Origin of the sequence: Streptomyces sp. NPDC053542 (genome assembly GCF_044544685.1) — a bacterium.
GTDB lineage: Bacteria > Actinomycetota > Actinomycetes > Streptomycetales > Streptomycetaceae > Streptomyces.
In genome coordinates this window covers 368,406-390,966 of record NZ_JBITXL010000003.1, presented here as the reverse complement: position 1 = coordinate 390,966, position 22,561 = coordinate 368,406, and the positions used below count along the sequence as shown (strand labels likewise).

Annotated in this window: 23 protein-coding genes; 14 read left to right on the top strand and 9 right to left on the bottom strand. The window is 71.0% G+C overall.

Features of this window, described 5'->3' with window-relative positions:
• Positions 1 to 19: 19 nt before the first annotated feature.
• The 9 genes from atpB (at position 20) to ACIGXO_RS09600 (ending at position 7,794) form a co-directional block, all read left to right on the top strand.
• On the top strand, positions 20 to 835 hold the full coding sequence (gene atpB / locus ACIGXO_RS09640) for a F0F1 ATP synthase subunit A (RefSeq protein WP_399782787.1): 816 nt from the start codon (positions 20 to 22) through the stop codon (positions 833 to 835).
• Between the two features lie 79 nt (positions 836 to 914).
• Positions 915 to 1,157, top strand: coding sequence for an ATP synthase F0 subunit C (gene atpE / locus ACIGXO_RS09635; protein ID WP_030258535.1), 243 nt, complete (start codon positions 915 to 917; stop codon positions 1,155 to 1,157).
• Positions 1,158 to 1,199: 42 nt separating this feature from the next.
• Complete coding sequence (locus ACIGXO_RS09630) at positions 1,200 to 1,772, top strand: F0F1 ATP synthase subunit B (RefSeq protein ID WP_031051823.1); 573 nt, start codon at positions 1,200 to 1,202, stop codon at positions 1,770 to 1,772.
• Positions 1,769 to 2,584, top strand: a complete 816-nt coding sequence (locus ACIGXO_RS09625; protein ID WP_399782783.1) for a F0F1 ATP synthase subunit delta — start codon at positions 1,769 to 1,771, stop codon at positions 2,582 to 2,584. The genes ACIGXO_RS09630 and ACIGXO_RS09625 overlap by 4 nt, the downstream gene beginning before the upstream one ends.
• 154 nt (positions 2,585 to 2,738) lie before the next feature.
• Complete coding sequence (gene atpA, locus ACIGXO_RS09620; RefSeq protein WP_399782780.1) at positions 2,739 to 4,328, top strand: F0F1 ATP synthase subunit alpha; 1,590 nt, start codon at positions 2,739 to 2,741, stop codon at positions 4,326 to 4,328.
• Between the two features lie 20 nt (positions 4,329 to 4,348).
• Entirely contained in the window at positions 4,349 to 5,266 is a 918-nt protein-coding gene (locus ACIGXO_RS09615) for a F0F1 ATP synthase subunit gamma (RefSeq protein ID WP_399782777.1), read from the top strand.
• 5 nt (positions 5,267 to 5,271) lie between these two features.
• Complete coding sequence (atpD, locus tag ACIGXO_RS09610) at positions 5,272 to 6,714, top strand: F0F1 ATP synthase subunit beta (RefSeq protein WP_399782774.1); 1,443 nt, start codon at positions 5,272 to 5,274, stop codon at positions 6,712 to 6,714.
• Positions 6,715 to 6,823: 109 nt separating this feature from the next.
• On the top strand, positions 6,824 to 7,207 hold the full coding sequence (locus tag ACIGXO_RS09605) for a F0F1 ATP synthase subunit epsilon (RefSeq protein ID WP_223735126.1): 384 nt from the start codon (positions 6,824 to 6,826) through the stop codon (positions 7,205 to 7,207).
• A gap of 119 nt (positions 7,208 to 7,326) precedes the next feature.
• Positions 7,327 to 7,794, top strand: a complete 468-nt coding sequence (locus ACIGXO_RS09600; RefSeq protein ID WP_363258021.1) for a DUF2550 domain-containing protein — start codon at positions 7,327 to 7,329, stop codon at positions 7,792 to 7,794.
• A gap of 97 nt (positions 7,795 to 7,891) precedes the next feature.
• On the opposite strand, the gene ACIGXO_RS09595 is transcribed toward ACIGXO_RS09600, so the two are convergent.
• A complete protein-coding gene (locus tag ACIGXO_RS09595) occupies positions 7,892 to 8,464 on the bottom strand; it encodes a cob(I)yrinic acid a,c-diamide adenosyltransferase (RefSeq protein ID WP_399782770.1) in 573 nt (190 codons plus the stop codon).
• 278 nt (positions 8,465 to 8,742) lie between these two features.
• On the opposite strand from ACIGXO_RS09595, the gene ACIGXO_RS09590 reads away from it, so the two are divergent.
• The 3 genes from ACIGXO_RS09590 (at position 8,743) to ACIGXO_RS09580 (ending at position 12,934) form a co-directional block, all read left to right on the top strand.
• Positions 8,743 to 9,591 carry a 3-hydroxyacyl-CoA dehydrogenase family protein gene (locus ACIGXO_RS09590; RefSeq protein ID WP_399782768.1) on the top strand — a complete coding sequence of 283 codons (849 nt, stop codon included), beginning with the start codon at positions 8,743 to 8,745 and terminating at the stop codon, positions 9,589 to 9,591.
• Between the two features lie 144 nt (positions 9,592 to 9,735).
• The gene (locus ACIGXO_RS09585; protein WP_399782765.1) at positions 9,736 to 10,059 is read left to right on the top strand and encodes an STAS domain-containing protein; all 324 of its coding nucleotides are present in this window, start codon (positions 9,736 to 9,738) and stop codon (positions 10,057 to 10,059) included.
• Positions 10,060 to 10,345: 286 nt separating this feature from the next.
• Positions 10,346 to 12,934 carry an ATP-binding protein gene (locus ACIGXO_RS09580; protein WP_399782763.1) on the top strand — a complete coding sequence of 863 codons (2,589 nt, stop codon included), beginning with the start codon at positions 10,346 to 10,348 and terminating at the stop codon, positions 12,932 to 12,934.
• A gap of 90 nt (positions 12,935 to 13,024) precedes the next feature.
• Here the strand turns inward: ACIGXO_RS09580 and nucS are convergent, their stop codons facing one another.
• Positions 13,025 to 13,687 (bottom strand): endonuclease NucS, encoded by a 663-nt coding sequence (nucS, locus tag ACIGXO_RS09575; protein WP_030258485.1) that lies wholly within the window; start codon positions 13,685 to 13,687, stop codon positions 13,025 to 13,027.
• A 282-nt stretch (positions 13,688 to 13,969) separates the two neighbouring features.
• Here nucS and ACIGXO_RS09570 point away from each other — a divergent pair, with 282 nt between their 5' ends.
• Positions 13,970 to 14,362, top strand: coding sequence for an SCO5389 family protein (locus tag ACIGXO_RS09570; protein ID WP_399782760.1), 393 nt, complete (start codon positions 13,970 to 13,972; stop codon positions 14,360 to 14,362).
• Between the two features lie 274 nt (positions 14,363 to 14,636).
• Here ACIGXO_RS09570 and ACIGXO_RS09565 read toward each other — a convergent pair whose 3' ends face one another.
• Positions 14,637 to 15,665: an LLM class flavin-dependent oxidoreductase gene (locus ACIGXO_RS09565; RefSeq protein ID WP_399782757.1), complete on the bottom strand. Its 1,029-nt coding sequence runs from the start codon at positions 15,663 to 15,665 to the stop codon at positions 14,637 to 14,639.
• Positions 15,666 to 15,857: 192 nt separating this feature from the next.
• Here ACIGXO_RS09565 and ACIGXO_RS09560 point away from each other — a divergent pair, with 192 nt between their 5' ends.
• On the top strand, positions 15,858 to 16,175 hold the full coding sequence (locus tag ACIGXO_RS09560) for an ATP/GTP-binding protein (RefSeq protein WP_399782755.1): 318 nt from the start codon (positions 15,858 to 15,860) through the stop codon (positions 16,173 to 16,175).
• A 36-nt stretch (positions 16,176 to 16,211) separates the two neighbouring features.
• On the opposite strand, the gene ACIGXO_RS09555 is transcribed toward ACIGXO_RS09560, so the two are convergent.
• The 6 genes from ACIGXO_RS09555 to ACIGXO_RS09530 form a co-directional block, all read right to left on the bottom strand.
• Entirely contained in the window at positions 16,212 to 17,249 is a 1,038-nt protein-coding gene (locus tag ACIGXO_RS09555; protein ID WP_399782752.1) for an ABC transporter permease subunit, read from the bottom strand.
• Positions 17,246 to 18,472 carry an ABC transporter ATP-binding protein gene (locus tag ACIGXO_RS09550; RefSeq protein WP_399782749.1) on the bottom strand — a complete coding sequence of 409 codons (1,227 nt, stop codon included), beginning with the start codon at positions 18,470 to 18,472 and terminating at the stop codon, positions 17,246 to 17,248. Before ACIGXO_RS09550 ends, ACIGXO_RS09555 begins: the two co-directional genes overlap by 4 nt.
• 99 nt (positions 18,473 to 18,571) lie before the next feature.
• Positions 18,572 to 19,462: a hypothetical protein gene (locus ACIGXO_RS09545; protein WP_399782746.1), complete on the bottom strand. Its 891-nt coding sequence runs from the start codon at positions 19,460 to 19,462 to the stop codon at positions 18,572 to 18,574.
• Positions 19,462 to 20,235, bottom strand: a complete 774-nt coding sequence (locus tag ACIGXO_RS09540; RefSeq protein WP_399782743.1) for an ABC transporter permease — start codon at positions 20,233 to 20,235, stop codon at positions 19,462 to 19,464. The genes ACIGXO_RS09545 and ACIGXO_RS09540 overlap by 1 nt, the downstream gene beginning before the upstream one ends.
• 2 nt (positions 20,236 to 20,237) lie before the next feature.
• Entirely contained in the window at positions 20,238 to 21,266 is a 1,029-nt protein-coding gene (locus ACIGXO_RS09535; RefSeq protein ID WP_399782740.1) for an ABC transporter ATP-binding protein, read from the bottom strand.
• Positions 21,267 to 21,547: 281 nt separating this feature from the next.
• The gene (locus ACIGXO_RS09530) at positions 21,548 to 22,483 is read right to left on the bottom strand and encodes a cellulose-binding protein (RefSeq protein WP_030258459.1); all 936 of its coding nucleotides are present in this window, start codon (positions 22,481 to 22,483) and stop codon (positions 21,548 to 21,550) included.
• Between the last annotated feature and the right edge of the window lie 78 nt (positions 22,484 to 22,561).

Here is a 22,561-nt window from a genome sequence, read left to right as displayed (position 1 = left end):
CACGCTGAAGGAGCTCGCGGTGAGTGCTGACATGAATACGCTCGCCTTTAACACCGAGTGTCACCTCTTCATTCCAGGGTGTGGCTTCGAGGCTCCCGGCCTGCACTCGTTCGTCTTCGAGCCGCTCTTCTCGATCGGCAGCTTCAACTTCAACAAGCCGATGCTGCTGGCCGTGCTCAGCACCGTCGTCGTGGTGTGGTTCTTCTGGGCTGCTTTCGGCCGGGCGAAGGTCGTGCCGGGCAAGATGCAGATGATCGCCGAAGCGGGCTACGACTTCGTGCGCCGCGGGCTCGTGTACGACGCGCTCGGCAAGAAGGAGGGCGAGAAGTACGTCCCCTTCATGGTGTCGCTCTTCTTCTTCGTGTGGGTCATGAACATCTGGTCGATCATTCCGCTCGCCCAGTTCCCGGTGACATCGGTCATCGCCTTCCCCGCCGGACTCGCCATCATGGTCTGGGTCCTGTGGGTGTTCCTCACCTTCAAGAAGCAGGGCTTCGTTGGCGGCTGGAAGAACATCACCGGCTACGACAAGTCGCTCGGTGCGGTGCTGCCGCTGCTGATGGTCATTGAGTTCTTCTCGAACCTGATCATCCGGCCCTTCACCCACGCGGTCCGGCTCTTCGCGAACATGTTCGCGGGCCACATGCTGATCGTGATGTTCACCATCGCCAGCTTCTACCTGGCGAACGGCGTCGGCTTCGTCTACGCGGGCGCCTCCTTCGTGATGACCATCGTGATGACCGCCTTCGAGCTGTTCATCCAGGCCGTCCAGGCGTACGTCTTCGTGCTGCTGGCCTGCAACTACGTCCAGGGCGCGCTCGCCGAGCACCACTGAGCACCCCGCTTCCCCCGATACACACCAGACGTCCGGTGGCCAACCCCCACCGGTCCTTGAAAGAGAAGGAAGAACCGGCATGTCCGCTCTCCAGACCCTCGCCTCCGCCGAAGCGTTCACCGGCAGCGCCAGCGCGATCGGTTACGGCCTGGCCGCCATCGGCCCCGGCGTCGGCGTCGGCATCATCTTCGGTAACGGCACCCAGGCCCTGGCCCGTCAGCCCGAGGCCGCCGGCCTGATCCGCACCAACCAGATCATGGGTTTCGCCTTCTGTGAGGCGCTCGCCCTGATCGGCATCGTCATGGGCTTCGTTTACAAGTAAACCGAGCCACATCGACGAACCCCTTAGACGGAAGGCATTGATGTGAACGCCCTGGTCACCCTGGCGAGTGAAGTGGAGGTTCCCCAGAACCCCCTCATTCCGCCGATCCCAGAGCTCGTCATCGGCCTGGTCGCCTTCTTCATCGTCTTCGGCTTCCTCGCCAAGAAGCTCCTCCCGAACATCAACAAGGTTCTGGACGAGCGCCGTGCGGCGATCGAAGGCGGGATGGAGAAGGCGGAGGCCGCGCAGGCCGAGGCCCAGCAGGTCCTGGAGGACTACCGGGCCCAGCTCGCCGACGCCCGCCACGAGGCCGCGCGCCTGCGCCAGGAGGCGCAGGAGCAGGGTGCCGCGCTCATCGCCGAGATGCGCGCGGAAGGCCAGCGGCAGCGCGAGGAGATCATCGCCGCCGGTCACGCCCAGATCGAGGCGGACCGGAAGCAGGCCGCGCAGACGCTGCGTCAGGACGTGGGCAAGCTCGCCACCGACCTGGCCGGCAAGCTCGTCGGTGAGTCCCTCGAGGACCACGCCCGGCAGAGCCGCACGATCGACCGCTTCCTCGACGAGCTCGAGGCGAAGGCGGCGACCGACACGGCGAAGGCCGAGGCCGGCCGATGAATGGAGCGAGCCGCGAGGCACTGGCCTCCGCACGCGAGCGTCTCGACGCGCTGACGGACAACGCGACCGTCGACGCGGCGAAGCTCGCCGAGGAGCTGGCTGCCGTTACCGCGCTGCTCGACCGCGAGGTGTCGCTGCGTCGGGTCCTCACCGACCCGGCGCAGTCCGGCGAGGCCAAGGCCGAGCTGGCCGGGCGCCTGCTCGGCGGGCAGGTCGGCGGCGAGACCGTCGATCTGGTCTCCGGCATGGTCCGCTCCCGCTGGTCGCAGTCGCGTGACCTGGTGGACGGCATCGAGGAGCTGGCGTACAGCGCCGACCTCGTCGCCGCGCAGCGGTCCGGCGCGCTCGACGACGTGGAGGACGAGCTGTTCCGGTTCGGCCGGATCGTCGCCTCCTCGCCCGAGCTGCGCTCCGCACTGGTCGACCGCCGGGCGGACAACGCGGCCAAGGCCGAGCTGATCCGCTCGCTGCTGGGCGGCCGCGCCAACGCGGTCACCGAGCGGCTGGTCGTCCGACTCGTCGCACAGCCGCGGGGCCGTAGCCTGGAGGCAGGGCTGGACGCCCTGTCCAAGCTCGCCGCGCACCGCCGGGACCGGCTGGTCGCGGTGGTCACCTCCGCGGTGCCGATCAGTGAGACGCAGAAGCAGCGCCTGGGCGCCGCACTCGCCTCGCTGTACGGCCGGCGGGTCCACCTCAACCTCGACGTGGACCCCGAGGTCCTCGGCGGCGTGCAGGTACGCATCGGTGACGAGGTCATCAACGGGACCATCGCCGAGCGCCTGGAAGAGGCGTCGCGGCGGATGGCCGGCTGAGGCAGCCAACCAACTCAACAGCATGAGCAGCGGCCCGAGTTGGGCCGTAACGCAGGGAACAGCAACAGGGGGCGAACCCGCCCTCTGCCTGCGGCGGGGGAGCCCATGCCCCGCAACAAGACTTCGGGCCCAACAAGGAGAGCAGGGAACCCAGATGGCGGAGCTCACGATCCGGCCGGAGGAGATCCGGGACGCGCTGGAGAACTTTGTCCAGGCGTACAAGCCGGACGCGGCCTCGCGCGAGGAGGTCGGGACGGTCAGCGAGGCCGGTGACGGCATCGCGAAGGTCGAGGGACTTCCCTCGGCGATGGCGAACGAACTGCTGAAGTTCGAGGACGGCACCCTCGGCCTCGCGCTGAACCTCGAAGAGCGCGAGATCGGTGCGGTCGTCCTCGGCGAGTTCAGCGGTATCGAGGAGGGCCAGCCGGTGCAGCGCACCGGTGAGGTGCTCTCGGTCGCCGTGGGCGAGGGCTACCTCGGCCGCGTCGTCGACCCGCTGGGCAACCCGATCGACGGCCTCGGCGAGATCGAGTCCGAGGGCCGCCGCGCCCTGGAGCTGCAGGCTCCGGGCGTCATGGTCCGTAAGTCGGTGCACGAGCCGATGCAGACCGGCTACAAGGCCGTCGACTCGATGGTGCCGATCGGCCGCGGTCAGCGTCAGCTGATCATCGGCGACCGTCAGACCGGCAAGACCGCGCTGGCCGTCGACACCATCATCAACCAGCGCGACAACTGGCGCTCGGGCGACCCGAAGAAGCAGGTCCGCTGCATCTACGTCGCGGTCGGCCAGAAGGGCTCCACCATCGCGTCCGTGCGCGGCGCCCTGGAGGAGGCCGGCGCCCTGGAGTACACGACGATCGTCGCGGCTCCGGCGTCCGACCCGGCGGGCTTCAAGTACCTCGCCCCCTACACCGGTTCGGCCATCGGCCAGCACTGGATGTACCAGGGCAAGCACGTCCTGATCATCTTCGACGACCTGTCGAAGCAGGCCGACGCCTACCGTGCCGTGTCGCTGCTGCTGCGCCGTCCGCCGGGCCGTGAGGCTTACCCGGGCGACGTCTTCTACCTGCACTCGCGTCTGCTGGAGCGCTGCGCGAAGCTGTCGGACGACATGGGCGCCGGTTCGATGACCGGTCTGCCGATCGTCGAGACCAAGGCGAACGACGTGTCGGCGTTCATTCCGACCAACGTCATCTCCATCACCGACGGCCAGTGCTTCCTGGAGTCCGACCTGTTCAACGCGGGCCAGCGCCCGGCGCTGAACGTCGGTATCTCCGTCTCCCGAGTCGGTGGCTCCGCCCAGCACAAGGCCATGAAGCAGGTCTCCGGCCGCCTCCGTGTGGACCTCGCCCAGTTCCGTGAGCTCGAGGCGTTCGCCGCCTTCGGTTCCGACCTGGACGCGGCCTCCAAGGCGTCCCTGGCCCGTGGTCAGCGCATGGTCGAGCTGCTCAAGCAGGGTCAGTACCAGCCGATGCCCGTCGAGGAGCAGGTCGTCTCCATCTGGGCCGGTACCACCGGCAAGATGGACGACGTCCCGGTGGAGGACATCCGCCGCTTCGAGCGCGAGCTCCTGGACTGGATGGGCCGCGAGAAGAAGGAACTGCTCACCGGCATCGTCGAGGGCGGCAAGATGTCCGACGACACCATCCAGGCCCTCACGGAGTCGGTCGCCACCTTCAAGCAGCAGTTCGAGACCTCGGACGGCAAGCTGCTCGGTGAGGACACTCCGGGCGCCGGCAAGTGACGACGGAAGGGACCTGATCCATGGGAGCCCAGCTCCGGGTCTACAAGCGTCGCATCCGCTCCGTCACCGCGACCAAGAAGATCACCAAGGCGATGGAGATGATCGCCGCCTCGCGCATCGTCAAGGCGCAGCGCCAGGTGGCGGCATCGACGCCGTACGCGAGTGAACTGACCCGCGCGGTGACGGCGGTTGCGACCGGCTCGAACACCAACCACGCCCTGACGACCGAGGCCGAGAACCCGACCCGGGCCGCGATCCTGCTCATCACGAGCGACCGCGGCCTCGCGGGCGGCTACTCCTCCAACGCCATCAAGGCCGCCGAGCAGCTCACCGAGCGGCTCAAGGCCGAGGGCAAGGAGGTCGACACCTACATCGTCGGCCGCAAGGGTCTGTCGTACTACGCCTTCCGCGAGCGCAAGGTCGTGGAGTCGTGGACCGGTTTCACCGACAGCCCGACGTACGCGGACGCCAAGGCGGTCGCCGCGCCGCTGATCGAGGCCGTCCAGAAGGACACGGCCGAGGGCGGCGTGGACGAGCTCCACATCGTCTTCACCGAGTTCGTGTCGATGATGACGCAGACGCCGGTCGACAACCGGCTGCTGCCGCTCAGCCTCGACGCCGCCAAGGACGATGAGGACGAGTCCAAGGCCGAGCTGCTGCCGCTGTTCGACTTCGAGCCGTCGGCGGAGGACGTCCTGGACGCCCTGCTGCCGCGGTACGTCGAGTCGCGCATCTACAACGCGCTGCTGCAGTCCGCCGCCTCCGAGCACGCCGCCCGCCGGCGCGCGATGAAGTCGGCGACCGACAACGCGGAAGAGCTCATCAAGTCGCTCTCGCGGCTTGCCAACCAGGCCCGCCAGGCCGAAATCACCCAGGAAATCAGCGAGATCGTCGGTGGCGCGAGCGCACTGGCCGACGCGACCGCGGGGAGTGACTGACAACTATGACCACCACTGTTGAGACGGCCACGGCGACGGGCCGCGTCGCGCGGGTCATCGGCCCGGTCGTCGACGTGGAGTTCCCCGTCGACGCGATGCCGGACATCTACAACGCGCTGACCGTCGAGGTCGCCGACCCGGCCGAGGCCGGCGCCAAGAAGAAGCTGACCCTCGAGGTCGCCCAGCACCTGGGCGACGGCCTGGTCCGCGCGATCTCGATGCAGCCCACCGACGGTCTGGTCCGCCAGGCCGCGGTGACCGACACCGGCACGGGCATCACCGTCCCCGTCGGCGACGTCACCAAGGGCAAGGTGTTCAACACCCTCGGCGAGATCCTCAACAAGCCCGAGGCGGCTTCCGAGGTCACCGAGCGCTGGCCCATCCACCGCAAGGCCCCCGGCTTCGACCAGCTCGAGTCCAAGACCGAGATGTTCGAGACCGGCGTCAAGGTCATCGACCTGCTGACCCCGTACGTCAAGGGCGGCAAGATCGGTCTGTTCGGTGGTGCCGGTGTCGGCAAGACCGTTCTGATCCAGGAAATGATCTACCGTGTCGCCAACAACCACGACGGTGTGTCGGTGTTCGCGGGCGTCGGTGAGCGTACTCGTGAGGGCAACGACCTCATCGAGGAAATGAGCGACTCGGGCGTCATCGACAAGACCGCCCTGGTCTTCGGTCAGATGGACGAGCCGCCGGGCACCCGTCTGCGGGTGGCGCTGGCCGGTCTGACGATGGCGGAGTACTTCCGTGACGTCCAGAAGCAGGACGTCCTCTTCTTCATCGACAACATCTTCCGGTACACCCAGGCGGGTTCCGAGGTGTCCACCCTGCTGGGCCGCATGCCCTCCGCGGTGGGTTACCAGCCGAACCTGGCGGACGAGATGGGCCTCCTGCAGGAGCGCATCACCTCGACCCGTGGTCACTCGATCACCTCGATGCAGGCGATCTACGTCCCCGCGGACGACCTGACCGACCCGGCGCCGGCGACCACCTTCGCGCACCTGGACGCCACGACCGTTCTGTCGCGTCCGATCTCGGAGAAGGGCATCTACCCGGCGGTGGACCCGCTGGACTCGACGTCCCGCATCCTGGACCCGCGGTACATCACGCAGGAGCACTACGACTGCGCGATGCGCGTGAAGACGATCCTGCAGAAGTACAAGGACCTGCAGGACATCATCGCGATCCTCGGTATCGACGAGCTGGGCGAGGAGGACAAGCTCGTTGTCCACCGTGCCCGTCGTGTCGAGCGCTTCCTGTCGCAGAACACCCACGTGGCGAAGCAGTTCACCGGTGTGGACGGCTCGGACGTGTCGCTGGACGAGTCCATCGCCGCGTTCAACGCGATCTGCGACGGTGAGTACGACCACTTCCCCGAGCAGGCGTTCTTCATGTGCGGTGGCCTGGAGGACCTCAAGGCCAACGCCAAGGAGCTGGGCGTCTCCTGACCCCGGCTTCCGGATCCGGGGGCGGCCGTGGCCGCCCCCGGGCCCGACGCCCACTAGTATTTGACCCGACATCTGCTGTACCCGGCAGGTGAAGACCCGAGGAGCCATCGTGGCTGAGCTGCACGTCGAGTTGGTCGCCGCGGACCGTCAGGTCTGGTCCGGCGAGGCCAGCCTGGTCGTCGCGCGCACCTCGTCGGGCGACATCGGCGTCATGCCCGGTCACCAGCCGCTGCTCGGCGTGCTGGAGTCCGGTCCGGTGACGATTCGTACGACCGGCGAAGGCGGGGACGGCACGGTCGTCGCCGCGGTGCACGGCGGCTTCATCTCGTTCGCCGACAACAAGCTTTCTCTGCTCGCGGAGATCGCCGAGCTGTCGGACGAGATCGATGTCCAGCGCGCAGAGCGGGCCTTGGAGCGGGCGAAGTCGGAGGCCGACGCGGCCGCCGAGCGCCGCGCCGATGTCCGGCTGCGTGCGGTGGCAGGCGTTCACTGAACCCTGTCACAGACGAGCTTTACCCTCAGCCGCGGGCTGCGCTGGAATTCTCCAGAGCGGTCCGCGGCTGAGCCGATGCAGGTGCGTTTCCCGTATTCGAGGCGAGGAGGTCGGTGGAGATGGTCCTCGCTCTGTGTGTGAGCGCCGCGGTCGTCGTCCTGGTACTACTGGGGCTCTTCGTCTTCGGACTGCGGCGGCGGCTGATCCAGCGGTCCGGCGGCACGTTCGACTGCAGTCTGCGCTGGGACGTGCCCGCCGCGGCGGCCGTCACGGCGGCGGACGGCGAGCCCAGCGGCAAAGGCTGGATCTATGGCGTGGCCCGGTACAACGGTGACCGCATCGAGTGGTTCCGGGTCTTCTCCTATGCGCCACGCCCGCGGCGCGTCCTGGAGCGGGCCTCCATCGAGGTACTGGAGCGGCGCAGCCCGGAGGGCGAGGAAGAGCTCGCCCTGCTCTCCGACTCCCTCGTCCTCGCCTGCCGGCATCGCGGAACGCGCCTGGAGCTGGCGATGAGCGAGGACGCGCTCACCGGCTTCCTCGCGTGGCTGGAGGCGGCACCACCCGGACAGAGGGTCAACGTGGCCTGACGACTGTCCGGGTTTCTGTTTTTTTCCGGGCGCGTCGGACAGGACGCGTCCGGGGCCGCCGGGGGAGCGGCCCCGGACCCTGACCGGGCCGTGCTGGTCAGCGCTCGCCGCCCGGGACCCACAGCACGTCGCCGAGCTCCTTGTTCGCCGTCCGCGCGAGGATGAAGAGCAGGTCGGAGAGGCGGTTCAGGTAGGTGGCGGTGAGCGTGTTCATGGTCTCGCCGTGCACCTCCAGGGCCGCCCAGGTGGACCGCTCGGCGCGACGGACGACCGTGCACGCCTGGTGCAGCAGCGCCGCGCCGGGCGTGCCGCCGGGCAGGATGAAGCTGCGCAGCTTCTCCAGCTGCTCCAGGAAGCGGTCGCAGTCCGCCTCCAGCTTGTCGATGTAGCCCTGCTCGACCCGCAGCGGCGGGAACTCCGGGTTCTCCACGACCGGCGTCGACAGGTCGGCGCCCACGTCGAAGAGGTCGTTCTGGACGCGGACGAGGACCTTGACGACCTCCTCGGGGAGGTCGCCGAGGGCGATGGCGCTGCCGATGACGGCGTTGGCCTCATTGGCGTCGGCGTAGGCCGCGATCCGCAGATCGGTCTTGGCGGTCCGGCTCATGTCGCCGAGGGCGGTGGTGCCCTGGTCGCCGGTGCGGGTGTAGATGCGCGTCAGATTGACCATTCCGTCAGCGTAGTTATGCGCGGGCTGTGCGGAAGGCACGTGTGCCGACCGTCACGACGATCCCCCCTACGATGCAAGCCATGGGCAGAGAGCCCGCTGAGCGGACGGGTCCTCAAATACGCGGTACGGAGCGCCGGATGGGGCCCCTGAGGGGCTGTCCCGTGTGATGTCCGTCATGTGAGACGTGACGCGCATCTCTAAGGCTCCAAATGGCGGCGAACGAGCGCTAACGTCGCTCGGAAGAAGCCGTGAAGTGCACAGGTGTGAGGGGTCATTCAGTGGCAAAGAAGCTCGCCGTCATCGGGGCCGGACTCATGGGGTCCGGTATCGCACAGGTCTCCGCCCAGGCGGGCTGGGACGTGACCCTCCGGGACGTCACCGACGCCGCGCTGGCCCGCGGCAAGGCGGGCATCGAGGCGTCGTACGAGAAGTTCGTCGCCAAGGGCAAGCTGGACGCGGCCGCCGCCGAGCAGGCGCTGGCCCGCATCACCACCACCACCGACATGGAAGCGGCGGCCGACGCGGACATCGTCGTCGAGGCCGTCTTCGAGAAGATCGAGGTCAAGAAGGAGATCTTCCAGACGCTGGACAAGCTGGTCGGGGAGAACGCGGTACTGGCCTCCAATACCTCGGCGATCCCGATCACCAAGATCGCGGCGGCCACCTCGCGGCCCGAGCGGGTCGTGGGCACGCACTTCTTCTCGCCGGTGCCGATGATGCAGCTGTGCGAGCTGGTGCGCGGTTACAAGACCAGCGACGAAACGCTCGCCGCCGCGCGGGAGTTCGCCGAGTCGGTCGGCAAGACCTGCATCGTCGTCAATCGCGATGTGGCCGGTTTCGTCACCACGCGCCTGATCTCCGCGCTGGTCGTCGAGGCCGCGAAGCTGTACGAGTCGGGCGTGGCCACCGCCGAGGACATCGACACCGCCTGCAAGCTGGGCTTCGGTCACGCGATGGGCCCGCTGGCCACCGCCGACCTCACCGGCGTCGACATCCTCCTGCACGCCACCGAGAACATCTACACCGAATCGCAGGACGAGAAGTTCGCGCCGCCGGAGCTCATGCGCCGCATGGTGGACGCCGGAGATATCGGCCGCAAGAGCGGGCAGGGATTCTACGAGCACTGAGGAACCGGTCCGCGGCACACCCGTTCAGCCGTCACTCCTGGGAGTGATTTCGGTATCGGTTCGCTTACAGGCGGCAACTTCGTCGCGTGAGAGGCAGTCAGTTCTGTAGACGCAAAAACATTTTTCGCATCACGGGGAGCGCATATGCACATCAAGGGCGACCACGTCGAGCTGGTCGTCGGGGGCCGCCTCGACGTCCGCAGCGCGGCGGACGCCCGTACGGCCCTGCACACCGCCGTCGACTCCGGCTGCGGAGACCTGGTGCTGGACCTGACCGAGCTGGATTCCTGGGACGCCACCGGACTCGGCGTCATCATGGGGGCGCACCGCCGCGCGGGCCGGGTGAACCGCAGGCTCGTGCTGCGCGGGGTGCCGCCCCAGATGCAGCGCCTGCTCGTGGCCACTCGGTTGCACCGCATTCTGGCCATTGAGGGCGGCCTCGAAGCGGAGTCGCTGCCCCGCGTCTGAGGCCCGCGTGACCAGCGGGTGACCGGGCGGCCGCCGGTAACTGAGAGGCGCAAGCGGTACATACGTCACTGATCCTCACGAATCCGTGACGTACCGGGCAGGGCAGGGCCCCGGCGCATCGTAGATACTGTCGGAAGGCTTAGTGTTCGGTTCTCGTCGCGCCCCCGAGCGGCGGCGGCGGACACCGGACCAGAAGCGGCGGCCGGGGCCCCGCCCCGGCCCGGTCGGGGAGTGCGGACGGCCGGAAGAGCAGTCGGCACGCCACGCATCTGGGGGGCTTGAGTCCATGGATCCGCACAACGGCCGGCGGCCGGAGCACAGCGCGCAGGACCACCCTGCCGACCCGCTGCCGTCCGGCGCCGGCAGTCCGCAGTTCGTGCCGGACGGCCCGGTCCGCACCGCGCGGCTGATCACCGGCGACTACCTGCTCACCGTCAATCCCGTCGACGGCAGCGAGATCGAGCCGACGCCGCCGGGCGAGGAGCCGGGCACGCCGCAGAAGCACACGCCCAAGGAGCGCGCCGAGCGGGCCCGGGCGACGAGCGCCCCGCCGGTGCCGCCCGGCGGCCTCGGGCACCCCGTGGACCGGCTCCCGCTGCTGGCGCGCCAGGAGGAGACCGAGCGGCTGACCCGGCTGCTCACCCGCGGCCGCTCCGTACGCCTCACCGGCCCCTCCGGCGCGGGCCGCACCCGGCTGCTGGACGCGGTCGCCGCGGGCTGCGCCGGCCTCGCGCCCGACGGCGTCGTCCGGCTCTCCGGATACCGCCGCACGGCCGGCGACCTGATGTACGACCTGTTCGCCGCCGTGTACCGCGCGCCGCACTACCGCCCCGGTCGTCCCGAGCTGCTCACCGCGCTGGCCGGCATCGGCGCCGTGGTGGTCGTGGACGACCTGGAGTTCGGCGGCGACGCGCTGGAGGAGCTGCTGGGCGCCACGCCCGAGTGCGCCTTCCTGCTCTCGGCCACCCCCGACGTGCCCGCGCCCTCGGCCGCCTCGCACATCGAGGAGGTCTTCGTCGCGGGCCTGGACCGCGCCGCCTGCCAGGAGCTGCTGGAGCGGGCCGCGGGCCGGCCGCTGACCGACGAGGAGGCCGCCTGGGCGGGCGACCTCTGGTTCGAGTCCGAGGGGCTGCCGCTGCGCTTCCTTCAGGCCGGCGCGATCCTGCGGCAGCGCGACGCGGCGGGCGACCGGGCCGCGGACGCCGGCGCCGCGGGGGAGGGCCCGGCGGGCGACGGTACGCCGGACGACGCGGCGTCCGAAGACGCGGAAGATACGGAGGCCGCGGAAGGTACGGAGGCCACGGACGGGACCGCTGACGCGGCCGGGGCGCAGCCGCCGCTCCCCGGCATCCCCCAGGCCGCCTCCTTCGCCGCGCTGATCGCGGAGCGGCTGGCGCCGGCCGCGCAGGACGCCCTGCGGCTGGCCGTCGCCCTCGGCGGCGACCTCCCGCACCCCACCCACCTGCCCGCTCTCTTCAAGGACAGCCACGCGGACGCCGCCCTGGGCGATCTGCTGGCCTGCGGGCTGATCACCCCGGCCGGTACCCACTACCGCCTCGCGGCGACCGTCCTGGAGCAGCTCACCGCCGCCGGATACGCCGAGGGCGCGGCCGGCCACGCGCACGCGGCGGCCCAGCACTACTCCTGGTGGGCCGGGCACCACTCGGTCGCCCCCGAGCGGGCCGCCGCCGAGGCCGACGCGCTGCTCGCCGTGATGGCCCGGCTCACCGCGAGCCGGGAGTCCGGGCACGCCAGCGCCGCCGTGCTGCTCGCCCGTACGGCCGCCCCCGCGTTCGCCGCGGCCCTGCGGTGGAACGCCTGGGAGCGCTGCCTGCGGCTCGGCCAGGAGGCCGCCAGGGTCGCCGGCGAGGTCGGCGAGGAGGCGTACTTCCACCACGAGCTGGGCGTCCTCTCCCTGTGCCTGGGCCACTTCGACAAGGCGCGCGCCGAGCTGGAGGCGTCCATCGGGCTGCGCGGCGCGCTCGCCGACCGGCGCGGCGCCGTCGCGGGGCGGCGCGCCCTCGCCCTGGTCGCCGACCGCACCGGCGTCCCCGTGTCCCCGGAGATCACCGCGGCCGCGGTGGCGGGCGAGGAGGTCCCGCACACGGGCACCGACGAGTCCGCCTCGCCGCCCGGCTCGCCGACCGCCATCACCACGCCGATACCGCAGGTGGACGAGACCGCGGCGACCGTGGTGACCCCCTCGGCGGCGACTGCGGCGACCGCGGCGGCCGCTGCGGGCCCGGCGGGCGCGAAGAAGAAGCGCGCAGCGGGGTTCACCGGCGCGCGCCGCAAGATGGTCGCGGCCGGTGCGGGCACCCTGCTGGCCGCCGTCCTCGGCACGATCGTCACGCTCGGCGCCACCTCCGGCGGCGACGCCCCGGCGGACAAGGTCAAGTCCGGCCAGTCGGCCGAGGAGACCAAGGACAACGACGGCCTGACCGCCGACGAGCCGACCCGGGGCGAGACCGGCAGCCCGGGTGCCTGGGACAGCAGTACGGGAGGGGCGGTGACCGGTACGCCCGCCACGTCCGGCAGTGCCACGCCCGGCGACCCGGCCACCAGCGCGAAGCCCGGCAGCCCCGGCTCCACGCAGCCGAGCGGCCGGCCGACGGGCTCGGGCCCGACGTCGCCGTCCGGCAAGCCGACCGGCTCGACCAAGCCGCCGACGAGCTCGACGCCGACGACCCGGCCCACCCAGCCGACGGAGGACCCGACCACGCCGACCCAGGACCCGGACCCGACGCCGTCGGAGACGACGCCCGGCACTTCGGAGTCCCCGTCGCAGTCCGAGGGCGGCTCGGCCGCGAGCAGCCCGATGAGTGACGGCACGGGCAGCGGGACCGCGTCCGACCCGTCTGAGCCGACCGCCTGACCGGCCCGTACCGCCGTACATGTAGCACCGGCCCGCCCGCGAAAGGTCTCGCGGGCGGGCCGGCGCGTACGTACAGGGAGTCGGGACGCCTCAGAACAGCCGGAGCTTGTCGTCCTCGATACCGCGCAGCGCGTCGTAGTCCAGGACGACGCAGCCGATGCCGCGGTCGGTGGCCAGCACCCGGGCCTGCGGCTTGATCTCCTGGGCCGCGAACACGCCCTTCACCGGCGCCAAGTGCGGGTCACGGTTGAGGAGTTCGAGGTAACGGGTGAGCTGCTCGACGCCGTCGATCTCGCCGCGCCGCTTGATCTCGACGGCGACCGTCGCACCGTCCGCGTCCCGGCACAGGATGTCCACCGGGCCGATGGCGGTGGGGTATTCACGCCGAATCAGGGAGTAGCCCTCGCCGAGGGTGTCGATCCGGTCGGCGAGCAGCTCCTGGAGGTGCGCCTCCACACCGTCCTTGATGAGCCCCGGGTCCACGCCGAGCTCGTGGGAGGAGTCGTGCATGATCTCCTCCATCGTGATGATGAGCTTCTCGCCGCCCTTGTTCTCCACGGTCCACACATCGCCGTCGCCGCCCTTGAGGGTGCACGGCGGGGACATCCAGTTGAGCGGTTTGTAGGCCCTGTCGTCAGCGTGGATGGAGACGCTGCCGTCTGCCTTGACCAGGATCAGACGGGGAGCGGAGGGCAGGTGGGCGGTGAGCCGGCCGGCGTAGTCCACGGAGCAGCGGGCGATGACGAGACGCATGGTGCGCCACGCTACTCGACGCCGGGTGGTCCACGCGATTCGCCCGGGGGCGTACGCGGTGTACTCGTACGAGGCATGGTCCGCGTGCGGGGCGACGTTGCGGGGGAAACCCCCGCAGCTCCGGCGGGCTCGCGTGGCCGGTTGTGTGCGCAATCTCCTGGTGCGGGCAAGAAAGGCGGAATACCGTTGACGCGGGGGGTCGTGACGCGGACACGCTGCGTGGCGGTCCCTCGTACTGTCCCTGAGGCTCCGCCCCTGATGGAGCCGCGAGAGGAGAACCTCATGTCGCTCGACGTCTCACCGGCCCTCCTCGAACAGGCCGAGCGAGGCGAGGTCGACGAAGCCGCATTTGTCGACTGCGTCCGGACTTCTCTGCCCTATGCATGGGAGATGATCAGCTCGCTGGTGGCCCGTCTGCAGGTGGACGGCGGAGAGTTCGCCGACAACCTGACCCCGCCGCCCGACGAGCAGGCGCGCGGCCAGCTGCTGCGAGCGCTGGCGAGTGACGCGATACGCGGGTCGCTGGAACGCCACTTCGGCGTGCGGCTGGCGTTCCAGAACTGTCACCGGGTCGCGGTCTTCCCGCTCGACCCGTCGGCGGACGACCGCCTGGCCCGATTCACCTCCGTGCGCGGCCAGCTGCTGAACCAGTCGCCCGAACTGCGCGACTGCTGATCGGAGTTGCCGCCGTCGCGTACGTGGGATGTGGCGCCGGACCGGCGCCAGTACGCGAGCGGCGGCATCCGCAAACGGTCCGCCGGCGGGGCTTCCGGGCCCCGTCGGCGGGCGGACCGCCCGTCGGGCACATGAAGGATCTCTCCGGACCCCCCGGCCCCCGGGGTCCTCTCGCCCGGGCCATCGGCCCAGCGGCGCTCAGGACAGTAGTACTCGGGACAGCGGTACTTCAGGGCAGCCGTCCGCACGACAGCGGTACTGAGGACAGTGGTACTCAGGCCAGCATCGGCAGGACCTCTTTGCCCAGCCGGCGGATGTTCTCCTCGGTCACGGCGAGGTCGCCGGAGCCCTCGACCAGCAGTGCATGGCGCGCGATGCCCGTGCGCTCCGTCGTCGCGGCGAGCCGGTCCGCGCAGTCCTCCGGCGTCCCGACCGGGTGCAGGCCGCAGAGCAGCTCCGTATAGGCCAGCGGGTCGCGCATGGCGCGGCGCCGGCCGTCGACCGTGACATGGGCCGCGAGCCCCTGGCGCAGCCAGCCGGGCATCGACTTCAGCAGCGTCTCCCTGGCGTCCTGCCGGGCGTCGGCGATCTGCACCACGCCCGCCGACACATGGCCGGCCGCCGCGACGTCGTCCGGATCCCGCCCCGCGGCCAGTGCCGTACGCCGCCAGCAGGCGACCATCTCGGCCTTTTCCTCGTCCCCCGAGTGCATCCCGAGCAGCATCGGCAGGCCGCGCTCGGCCGCCAGCCGCACGGAGCGGGCAGAGGTGCAGGCCACCACCACCGGCGGGCCGTCCCGCCCGGCCGGCTCCTCGGCGGGGCGCGGCACCACCGCCACGTCCCGGAAGGCGTACCGTCCGCCGGCGGCCCCGACGCGCGGCTCGCGCAGCCAGCGCAGCAGCAGGTCCAGGGACTCCGGGAACCCTTCCTCGTACGCCGCGAGGCCGCAGCCGAAGACCTCCAGATCGACCCAGGGCCCGCCCCGCCCGACGCCGAGCGTGAACCGCCCGCCGGACGTCAGATGCAGCAGCGCCGCCTGCTCACCGAGCGCGACCGGATGCGCGGTCGGCAGGACGCTGACGGCCGTGCCGACTCCGATGCGGTGCGTACGCCCCAGCAGCTGTGCCGCCAGGGTCACCGCCGACGGACAGATGCCGTACGGCACGAAATGGTGCTCGGCCACCCAGACGTCGTCGAGACCGGCCTCCTCGGCCACCTCGGCGGACCGGACGGCCCGGTGCAGTGTCTCCCCCTCGCCCTGGCCCGGAAACTGGGCGGCCAGGATAAAAGCCCCAACGCGCATCGCTCTTCTGCCTCCTCGCAGCCGACGCGACATCCCCCCTACAGGCAACAACGGCTGACACGTGCCAAGGGCACGGCTCCCGCCGAAGTTTCCTGATGATCGCAGCATTGCGACGGAGGGTCCGGGAGCCCGGCCGGTCGTCGTAGGCTGGTGACAGCCCGTTACTCCCCCCGAGAAGTCCCGAGGTGCCCAGTGTCCCCCCGTCGAAACCGTCCGCGCGGCGGTGAGAACCCCTCGGATCGCGGGGGTGGCCCGCGCTACGGACTGGAGCGTACGGAGGAGTGGCGCGGCGAGGAGTGGTACGTACGGCGGATCGGCGGCGGCGCGGCGGCCAAGCACTACCGCTGCCCGGGCTGTGACCAGGAGATCCCGCCCGGCGTGCCGCACGTGGTGGCGTGGCCGCAGCACGGCGACGGCGACGACCGGCGGCACTGGCACACGGCGTGCTGGAACGCGCGGGACCGCCGGAGCGCCCGGCTCCAGCGGTCCCGTAACGCGCCCCGATACTGACCCCGGGACGCGCGCTTTTCGGCCTCTGTGCGGTGACTAGACGTCCCGCTGGTGCAGCGCCACGAAGGCGCCGCCGAGGACGACGGCCGTCAGCCCGGTCACGATCCACAGCGGGTCCCAGCCCGAGGGGCCGGACGCGGCGACGGCATTGCTGTACATCACACCGAGCTGGCTCGGGATGGAGTACTCGAACAGGAACTCCCTCAGGTCCCGCAGGCTCTCCGCCATCATGAACAGCGCCAGCACCAGCGGCAGCAGGACCAGGCCGATCATGATCGTGATGGCGCCCGCCGAGTGCCGGAGCAGCGCGCCGACGGACAGCGCGAGCAGGCCGAGCATCGCGACGTACAGGCTCACGCCGACCGTCGCCTTGAACCACTCCGAGCCGCTCGGCGTGGCGCCGCCCTGGCCGCTGAGCAGGCCGGTCTCGATCAGCGCGACCAGCGTCGTGGTGACCGCGGTGACCACGAAGGACAGCACGAAGAAGACGATCGCCTTCGCGGCGAGCACCCGCGCCCGGCTGGGGCAGGCGGTCAGCGTCGTACGGATCATGCCGGTGCCGTACTCGGAGGAGATGCACAGCACGCCCAGCGTGATCACGCACATCAGGCCGAGCAGCATGCCGAACATGCCGAAGCCCAGCGGCGAGGCGCCGCGCAGGTCGGTGCCGCTCGCGGAGATGCCGAAGCCGGTGAGCGTGCCGACGCCGAGCACGAGGACGATCATCACGCTGAGCGTCCACACCGTGGAGCGGACCGACTTGATCTTCGTCCACTCCGAGGCCAGCGCGTGCCCCAGGTGCGTCTGCCGCACGGGTATGGGCGAGACGTAGCCGCCCCCGGAGAACTGCGGCTGCGGGGGAGCGGCGGCGTACGCGGGCTGCTGCTGGGGCGGCGCGGCAGGCGCCTGCTGAGGCTGCTGAGCGGGCTGCTGGGGCTGTGCCTGCGGCTGCGGCTGTGCGCCCGGCTGCGGTCCGCCGGCCCGCGGTCCGACGGCGTTCAGCATCATCGTGCCCTCGTCCTGGCGGGGCGGCTGCGGCTGCTGCGGCTGCTGCGGCTGGTCGGGGCTGGTCATCGGGCGTCCTCGCTGTGCTGCTGGGTCGGGTCGGCGGGGGCGGCGTGCTGCTGGGGCTGCGCTTGCGGCTGCGGCTGGGGCGGCGCCGGAGGCGCTCCGTACGGTCCCGGCACCGGCGCGCCCTGCGGCTGCGCTCCGTACGGTCCGGGCTGTCCGGCGTACGGTCCGGGCGCCCCGCCCTGCGGGCCGTACGCGCCGGCGTACGGATCACCCGCGTACCCCTGCGGCGGCGGCCCACCGGGCACGGCACCGGGCATCACGCCGGGCACGGCACCGGGCACGACGCCCGGCACACCCTGCGGCGGGACCGCCGAGCGGTAGTCCACCGCGCCCTGGGTGAGCTGCATGTACGCCTCTTCCAGCGACGCCTGGTGCGGCGACAGCTCCCACAGCCGGACCCCGGCCTCGTGCGCCAGGTCGCTGATCCGCGGCAGCGCCAGCCCCGTGACGCGCAGCGCCCCGTCCGGCTCCGGCGCGACCTGGCCGCCCGCCTCGCTCAGCGCGGAGGTCAGCTTCTCGCCCTGCGCGGGCTCCGTGTCGGGCGTGCGGACCCGCGCGAAGCCGGTGGAGTTGGCCGCGATGAAGTCCTTGACGTTCATGTCGGCGAGCAGCCGGCCGCGGCCGATCACGATCAGGTGCTCGGCGGTCAGCGCCATCTCGCTCATCAGGTGCGAGGAGACGAAGACCGTACGGCCCTCCGACGCCAGCTGCTTCATCAGGTTGCGGACCCAGAGGATGCCGTCCGGGTCCAGGCCGTTGACGGGCTCGTCGAAGAGCAGCACCTGCGGGTCGCCGAGCAGCGCGGCGGCGATGCCGAGCCGCTGCCCCATGCCCAGCGAGAAGCCCTTGGAGCGCTTTCTCGCCACGTCCTGCAGGCCGACCAGGCCCAGTACCTCGTCCACCCGGCTCGCCGGGATCCCGGAGAGCTGCGCCAGCGACAGCAGGTGCTGGCGGGCGCTGCGGCCGCCGTGCACGGCCTTCGCGTCGAGCAGCGCGCCCACCTGGCGCGGCGCGTTCGGCAGCTTGCGGAAGGGGTGGCCGCCGATCGTCACATGGCCCGAGGTCGGGGTGTCCAGCCCCAGAATCATCCGCATCGTGGTGGACTTCCCGGACCCGTTGGGCCCCAGGAAGCCGGTGACGGTCCCCGGCCGTACCTGGAACGACAGGTTGTGCACGGCCGTCTTGGCGCCGTAGCGCTTCGTCAGGCCGACTGCCTCGATCATTCTCCGCCCCTCGCGAGATGGTGTCGGGGCACGGCATGCCGAAAAAGACCTCATGCCCCCGTGAGGGTTATGAGGCTAACGAGCCATTGACGGTTCCGCTCAATCCCCGCGTGTCGGTGACCGGCGAAGTGCCGCTTCGCCCCCGATGGGCGGCAGGTCGTCGTACGTCCGGACCTCCGCACCATCGTCCACATAAGGGAAGAACTCCTCCTGCGGCAGCACCCGGCCCTCCGCGCGGAAGATCCGCCGCGCCTCCGACCGGACCGCGCCGTCCGCGGAGGCCCGCGCCACCCACGCCTCCGGATCCGGCCCGAGGATCCGCCGCAGCGCCGCCGACCCGGCCAGCAGCTCGGCGAGCAGCGCCGGCTGCGGCCCGGCGGGGCGCGGCCCGCCGTCCGGCCCCGCCAGCACGCCGTGCCGGCCGACGTACAGGTACGCGCCGCTCAGCCGCTCCCCGGACGGCAGCGTCATGGGGAACCGGTCACCGGGCAGCAGGATGCGGTGGTAGTGGGCCTCCGTGGCGTCCACGACCGCCAGTTGCGCGGCGTCCAGCCATCCCGCCACGAGCGTCACTTCGGAGTGCGGGTCGGTGAACGGCGCGGCGGCCACGTAACCCGGCGTACCGATGTGCGCCGAGCTGCCCACACCGATGCCGCGCAGGCGTACCGGGACCATCGGGACGGCCGCGGGGACTTCGCGCCGGGTCAGCTTGTACGAGACCTGCGCGGGGCAGGCGTTGGAGCCGACGGCGAGGACGGGGTGGCGCTGCCCGGCGGGCGGCAGGCCGCGGGCCCGCAGCACGTCGTCGAGCGTGCGGTCCGGGTCCGCACCGAGCCGCCAGCCGCCGACGCGGTGCCGGCCGGGGACCGCGGTGAGCGGCAGCAGCGTGCCGCCGTCCAGCAGCACGGGCGCCGTCACCGGCCGCCCCGGATACGTCAGCGGCTCCAGGGCGGGGACGGGGCCGAGCCCCGGCGCGCCCGCGGGCAGCACTAGGCGTCCCGCTTCTTCAGGAAGAGGTACCCGGCGATCAGCGCGGCGATGACCCAGAGGGCCATGATGCCGAGCCCGCCCCACGGGCCGTACGGCACGTCGTCGCCGGTGGTCACCACCTTCATGACCTTCTGGCCCGCCTGGTCGGGGAGGTACCGGCCGAGCTTACGGGTGGCCGAGACGGCGCCGAGGATGTTGGAGATCAGGAAGAAGAACGGCATCAGGATGCCCAGCGAGAGCATCGGACTGCGCAGCACCGCGGCCACGCCCATGGAGAACAGCGTGATCAGCGTCATGTAGAGCGCGCCCCCGAAGACCGCGCGCAGCACGCCCGGTTCGCCCAGCCCCACCCGGAGGTCGGCGCCCAGCATGGCCTGGCCGACGGAGAACGCGACGAAGCTGGTCACCAGGGACACGACGAACGCGAGCAGGGTGGCCACCGCGATCTTGCTGAAGAGGAAGGTGCCGCGCTGCGGCACGGCGGCCAGCGAGGTGCGGATCATGCCCGTGCTGTACTCGCCTCCGACCACCAGCACCCCGAAGACGATCATCGCGAGCTGGCCCAGGCCCATCCCGGAGAAGGCCGTGCTGGTGGCGTCGAAGGTGATCCGCTCGCGGACCGGCATGGAGCCGAAGTCGTTCTTGACGAGCAGACAGATCGCCGCGCCCATGACGACCGTGACGAACACGGCGATGCCCAGCGTCCACACCGTGGAGCGCACCGACCTGATCTTGGTCCATTCCGAGGTGAGGACCTGGGAGGCCACCGCCATCGTCAGCGCCCCTTCTTCCGCTGCCAGTCGGCGCCCCAGCCGGTGGCCGGCTGAGGCGGCGGCGGTGGTGGCGGGCCCGCGTCCGGACCGGGGGCGGGCCCCGCCGGCACGTCGGGACCCGTCGTGTCCGAGTGCGCGTGGTACTCCACCGACTCGGCCGTGAGCTGCATGAACGCCTCCTCCAACGATGCCTGCTGCGGACTGAGTTCGTGCAGGACGAGGCCGTGCCCGGCGGCCAGCTCGCCCAGGTCCCCGGCGCTCACCCCGTCGATCTCCAGCGCGCCGTCCCTGGCCGGTACGGCGGTGTGCCCGGCCGCCGCCAGCACGTCCCGCAGCCGCTCGTGCTCCGGAGAGCGCATCCGGACGTAACTGCGCGAATTGCGCCGGATGAACTCGGCCATGGAGGTGTCGGCGAGCAGCCGGCCCTGCCCGATGACGACGAGGTGATCGGCGGTCAGCGCCATCTCGCTCATCAGGTGCGAGGAGACGAAGACCGTACGGCCCTGGGCCGCCAGGCTCTTCATGAGGTTGCGGATCCAGTGGATGCCCTCGGGGTCGAGACCGTTGACCGGCTCGTCGAACATCAGGATCCGCGGGTCGCCGAGCAGCGCACCGGCGATCCCGAGCCGCTGCCCCATACCGAGCGAGAACCCCTTGGCCCGCTTCTTGGCGACGGCCGTCAGCCCCACGGTGTCCAGCGCCTGATGAACGCGGGCGCGCGGGATGCCGTTGCTCTGCGCCAGGCAGAGGAGATGGTGGTACGCGCTGCGCCCGCCGTGCATGGCCTTGGCGTCCAGCAGGGCACCGATGTACTTGAGCGGGTCGCGCAGCTGCCGGTAGTGCCGGCCGTCGATGCGGACCGTGCCGGCGGTGGGGTTGTCCAGGTCGAGCATCATCCGCATGGTCGTGGACTTCCCGGCACCATTGGGGCCGAGAAAGCCGGTGATGATGCCGGGCCGCACGGCAAAGCTCAGCCCGTCAACGGCAAGCTTCTCCCCGTACCGCTTGGTCAGCCCTTCGACTTCGATCATGCGGCCACGCTAGGCGCGGCAACGCCGATCCGCCGCCTGGATACACCCATTCCAGCCCACCCGCCGTTCGAGGACGCCCAGCCACATCAGGCCCGTCGTGCGTGTGCACTCCAGCGGCCAAATCCGGCCCACCGGACGGTTGCGCCCCAGCGGCCAAAACAAGCCCGTCCGGCGATTGAGGACGAGCGGCCGCCAGGCCGCGATATGACCCGCACCCACACGCGCCTCCGCCCCGCGCCGCGGGAAACGGCACGGGGCGGAACGTCGACTCCAAGCCGCGGCTAGCGGCCCTGCTGGGCGGGCACACCCCGGGACGACTCTTCCTCGCCCGGCGTACCGGCCGCAGCCACAGCCGCACCCGTCAACGTCGCGAGCATCTCGCGCACATTCGTGAGCTGCGCGTTGATCGAGTCGCGCCGGTTCGTCAGCGCCGCCAGCTCGCGCTCGGATTCGCTGCGGATACGGTCCGCCTTCGCGTTCGCGTCGGCCACGATGTCCTCGGCCTGGCGCTGCGCGGTCTCCACCGTCTGGCGGGCCCGGCGCTCCGCGTCCGTACGCAGCTTCTCGGCCTCCAGGCGGAGCTGCTCGGCGCGGTGCTCGATCTCGGCGAGGCGCTTCTCGGCCTTCGCCTGACGCGAGGCCAGGTCCCGCTCGGACTGCTCGCGGCGCTTGGCGAGGTTGGTCTCGAAGTCGGCGGCGGCCTGGGCGGCCTTCGCGCGGGTCTCCTCGAAGAGGGAGTCCGCCTCCTCGCGCTTGGACTGCGCGTCCTTCTGCGCGTCGGCCCGCAGCGTCTGCGCCTCGCCCTTGGCCTTCTCGACGATCCGGGCGCCCTCGTCCTCCGCCTTGGCCTTGCGGTCGGCGGCGAACGCCTCGGCGTCGTTACGGACCTGCTGCGCGGCCGACTCGGCCAGCTCGCGGTGCTGCTCGGCGGCCCGGCGCGCTTCCTCGCGCAGGTCCTTGGCCTCCTCCTCGGCGAGACGGAGGATCTTCTCGACCCGGGCACCGAGGCCCGCGTAGGACGGCTCGGCGTCGTTGACCTGGGCCTGGGCATTCTGCGTTTCGAGGTGCAACTCCTCGATGCGCTTTTCCAGCGAGGTGATACGCGCCAGCGCGCTGTCGCGGTCGGCGACGAGCTTCGTAATGCGGTCGTCGACCTGACCGCGGTCGTACCCACGCCGCACGAGCTCGAAACCGAAGGGGGAGGAAGTGTCGCTCATGGGGTTCCTGTCGAAAGAGACCGGTGAGGTGATAAGGGGAATCCTAGGGGCCCGAGCGGCGTGTCATCGAGTCATTGA

Coding starts and splice junctions, on each gene's coding strand:
- atpD (WP_399782774.1), top strand. CDS start 5,272: ATGACCACCACTGTTGAGACGGCCACGGCGACGGGCCGCGTCGCGCGG.
- atpE (WP_030258535.1), top strand. CDS start 915: ATGTCCGCTCTCCAGACCCTCGCCTCCGCCGAAGCGTTCACCGGCAGC.
- ACIGXO_RS09535 (WP_399782740.1), bottom strand. CDS start 21,266: ATGATCGAAGTCGAAGGGCTGACCAAGCGGTACGGGGAGAAGCTTGCC.
- ACIGXO_RS09540 (WP_399782743.1), bottom strand. CDS start 20,235: ATGGCGGTGGCCTCCCAGGTCCTCACCTCGGAATGGACCAAGATCAGG.
- ACIGXO_RS09580 (WP_399782763.1), top strand. CDS start 10,346: ATGGATCCGCACAACGGCCGGCGGCCGGAGCACAGCGCGCAGGACCAC.
- ACIGXO_RS09625 (WP_399782783.1), top strand. CDS start 1,769: ATGAATGGAGCGAGCCGCGAGGCACTGGCCTCCGCACGCGAGCGTCTC.
- ACIGXO_RS09615 (WP_399782777.1), top strand. CDS start 4,349: ATGGGAGCCCAGCTCCGGGTCTACAAGCGTCGCATCCGCTCCGTCACC.
- ACIGXO_RS09585 (WP_399782765.1), top strand. CDS start 9,736: ATGCACATCAAGGGCGACCACGTCGAGCTGGTCGTCGGGGGCCGCCTC.
- nucS (WP_030258485.1), bottom strand. CDS start 13,687: ATGCGTCTCGTCATCGCCCGCTGCTCCGTGGACTACGCCGGCCGGCTC.
- ACIGXO_RS09570 (WP_399782760.1), top strand. CDS start 13,970: ATGTCGCTCGACGTCTCACCGGCCCTCCTCGAACAGGCCGAGCGAGGC.
- ACIGXO_RS09595 (WP_399782770.1), bottom strand. CDS start 8,464: ATGGTCAATCTGACGCGCATCTACACCCGCACCGGCGACCAGGGCACC.
- ACIGXO_RS09565 (WP_399782757.1), bottom strand. CDS start 15,665: ATGCGCGTTGGGGCTTTTATCCTGGCCGCCCAGTTTCCGGGCCAGGGC.
- atpA (WP_399782780.1), top strand. CDS start 2,739: ATGGCGGAGCTCACGATCCGGCCGGAGGAGATCCGGGACGCGCTGGAG.
- ACIGXO_RS09550 (WP_399782749.1), bottom strand. CDS start 18,472: ATGATCGAGGCAGTCGGCCTGACGAAGCGCTACGGCGCCAAGACGGCC.
- ACIGXO_RS09530 (WP_030258459.1), bottom strand. CDS start 22,483: ATGAGCGACACTTCCTCCCCCTTCGGTTTCGAGCTCGTGCGGCGTGGG.
- ACIGXO_RS09600 (WP_363258021.1), top strand. CDS start 7,327: ATGGTCCTCGCTCTGTGTGTGAGCGCCGCGGTCGTCGTCCTGGTACTA.
- ACIGXO_RS09555 (WP_399782752.1), bottom strand. CDS start 17,249: ATGACCAGCCCCGACCAGCCGCAGCAGCCGCAGCAGCCGCAGCCGCCC.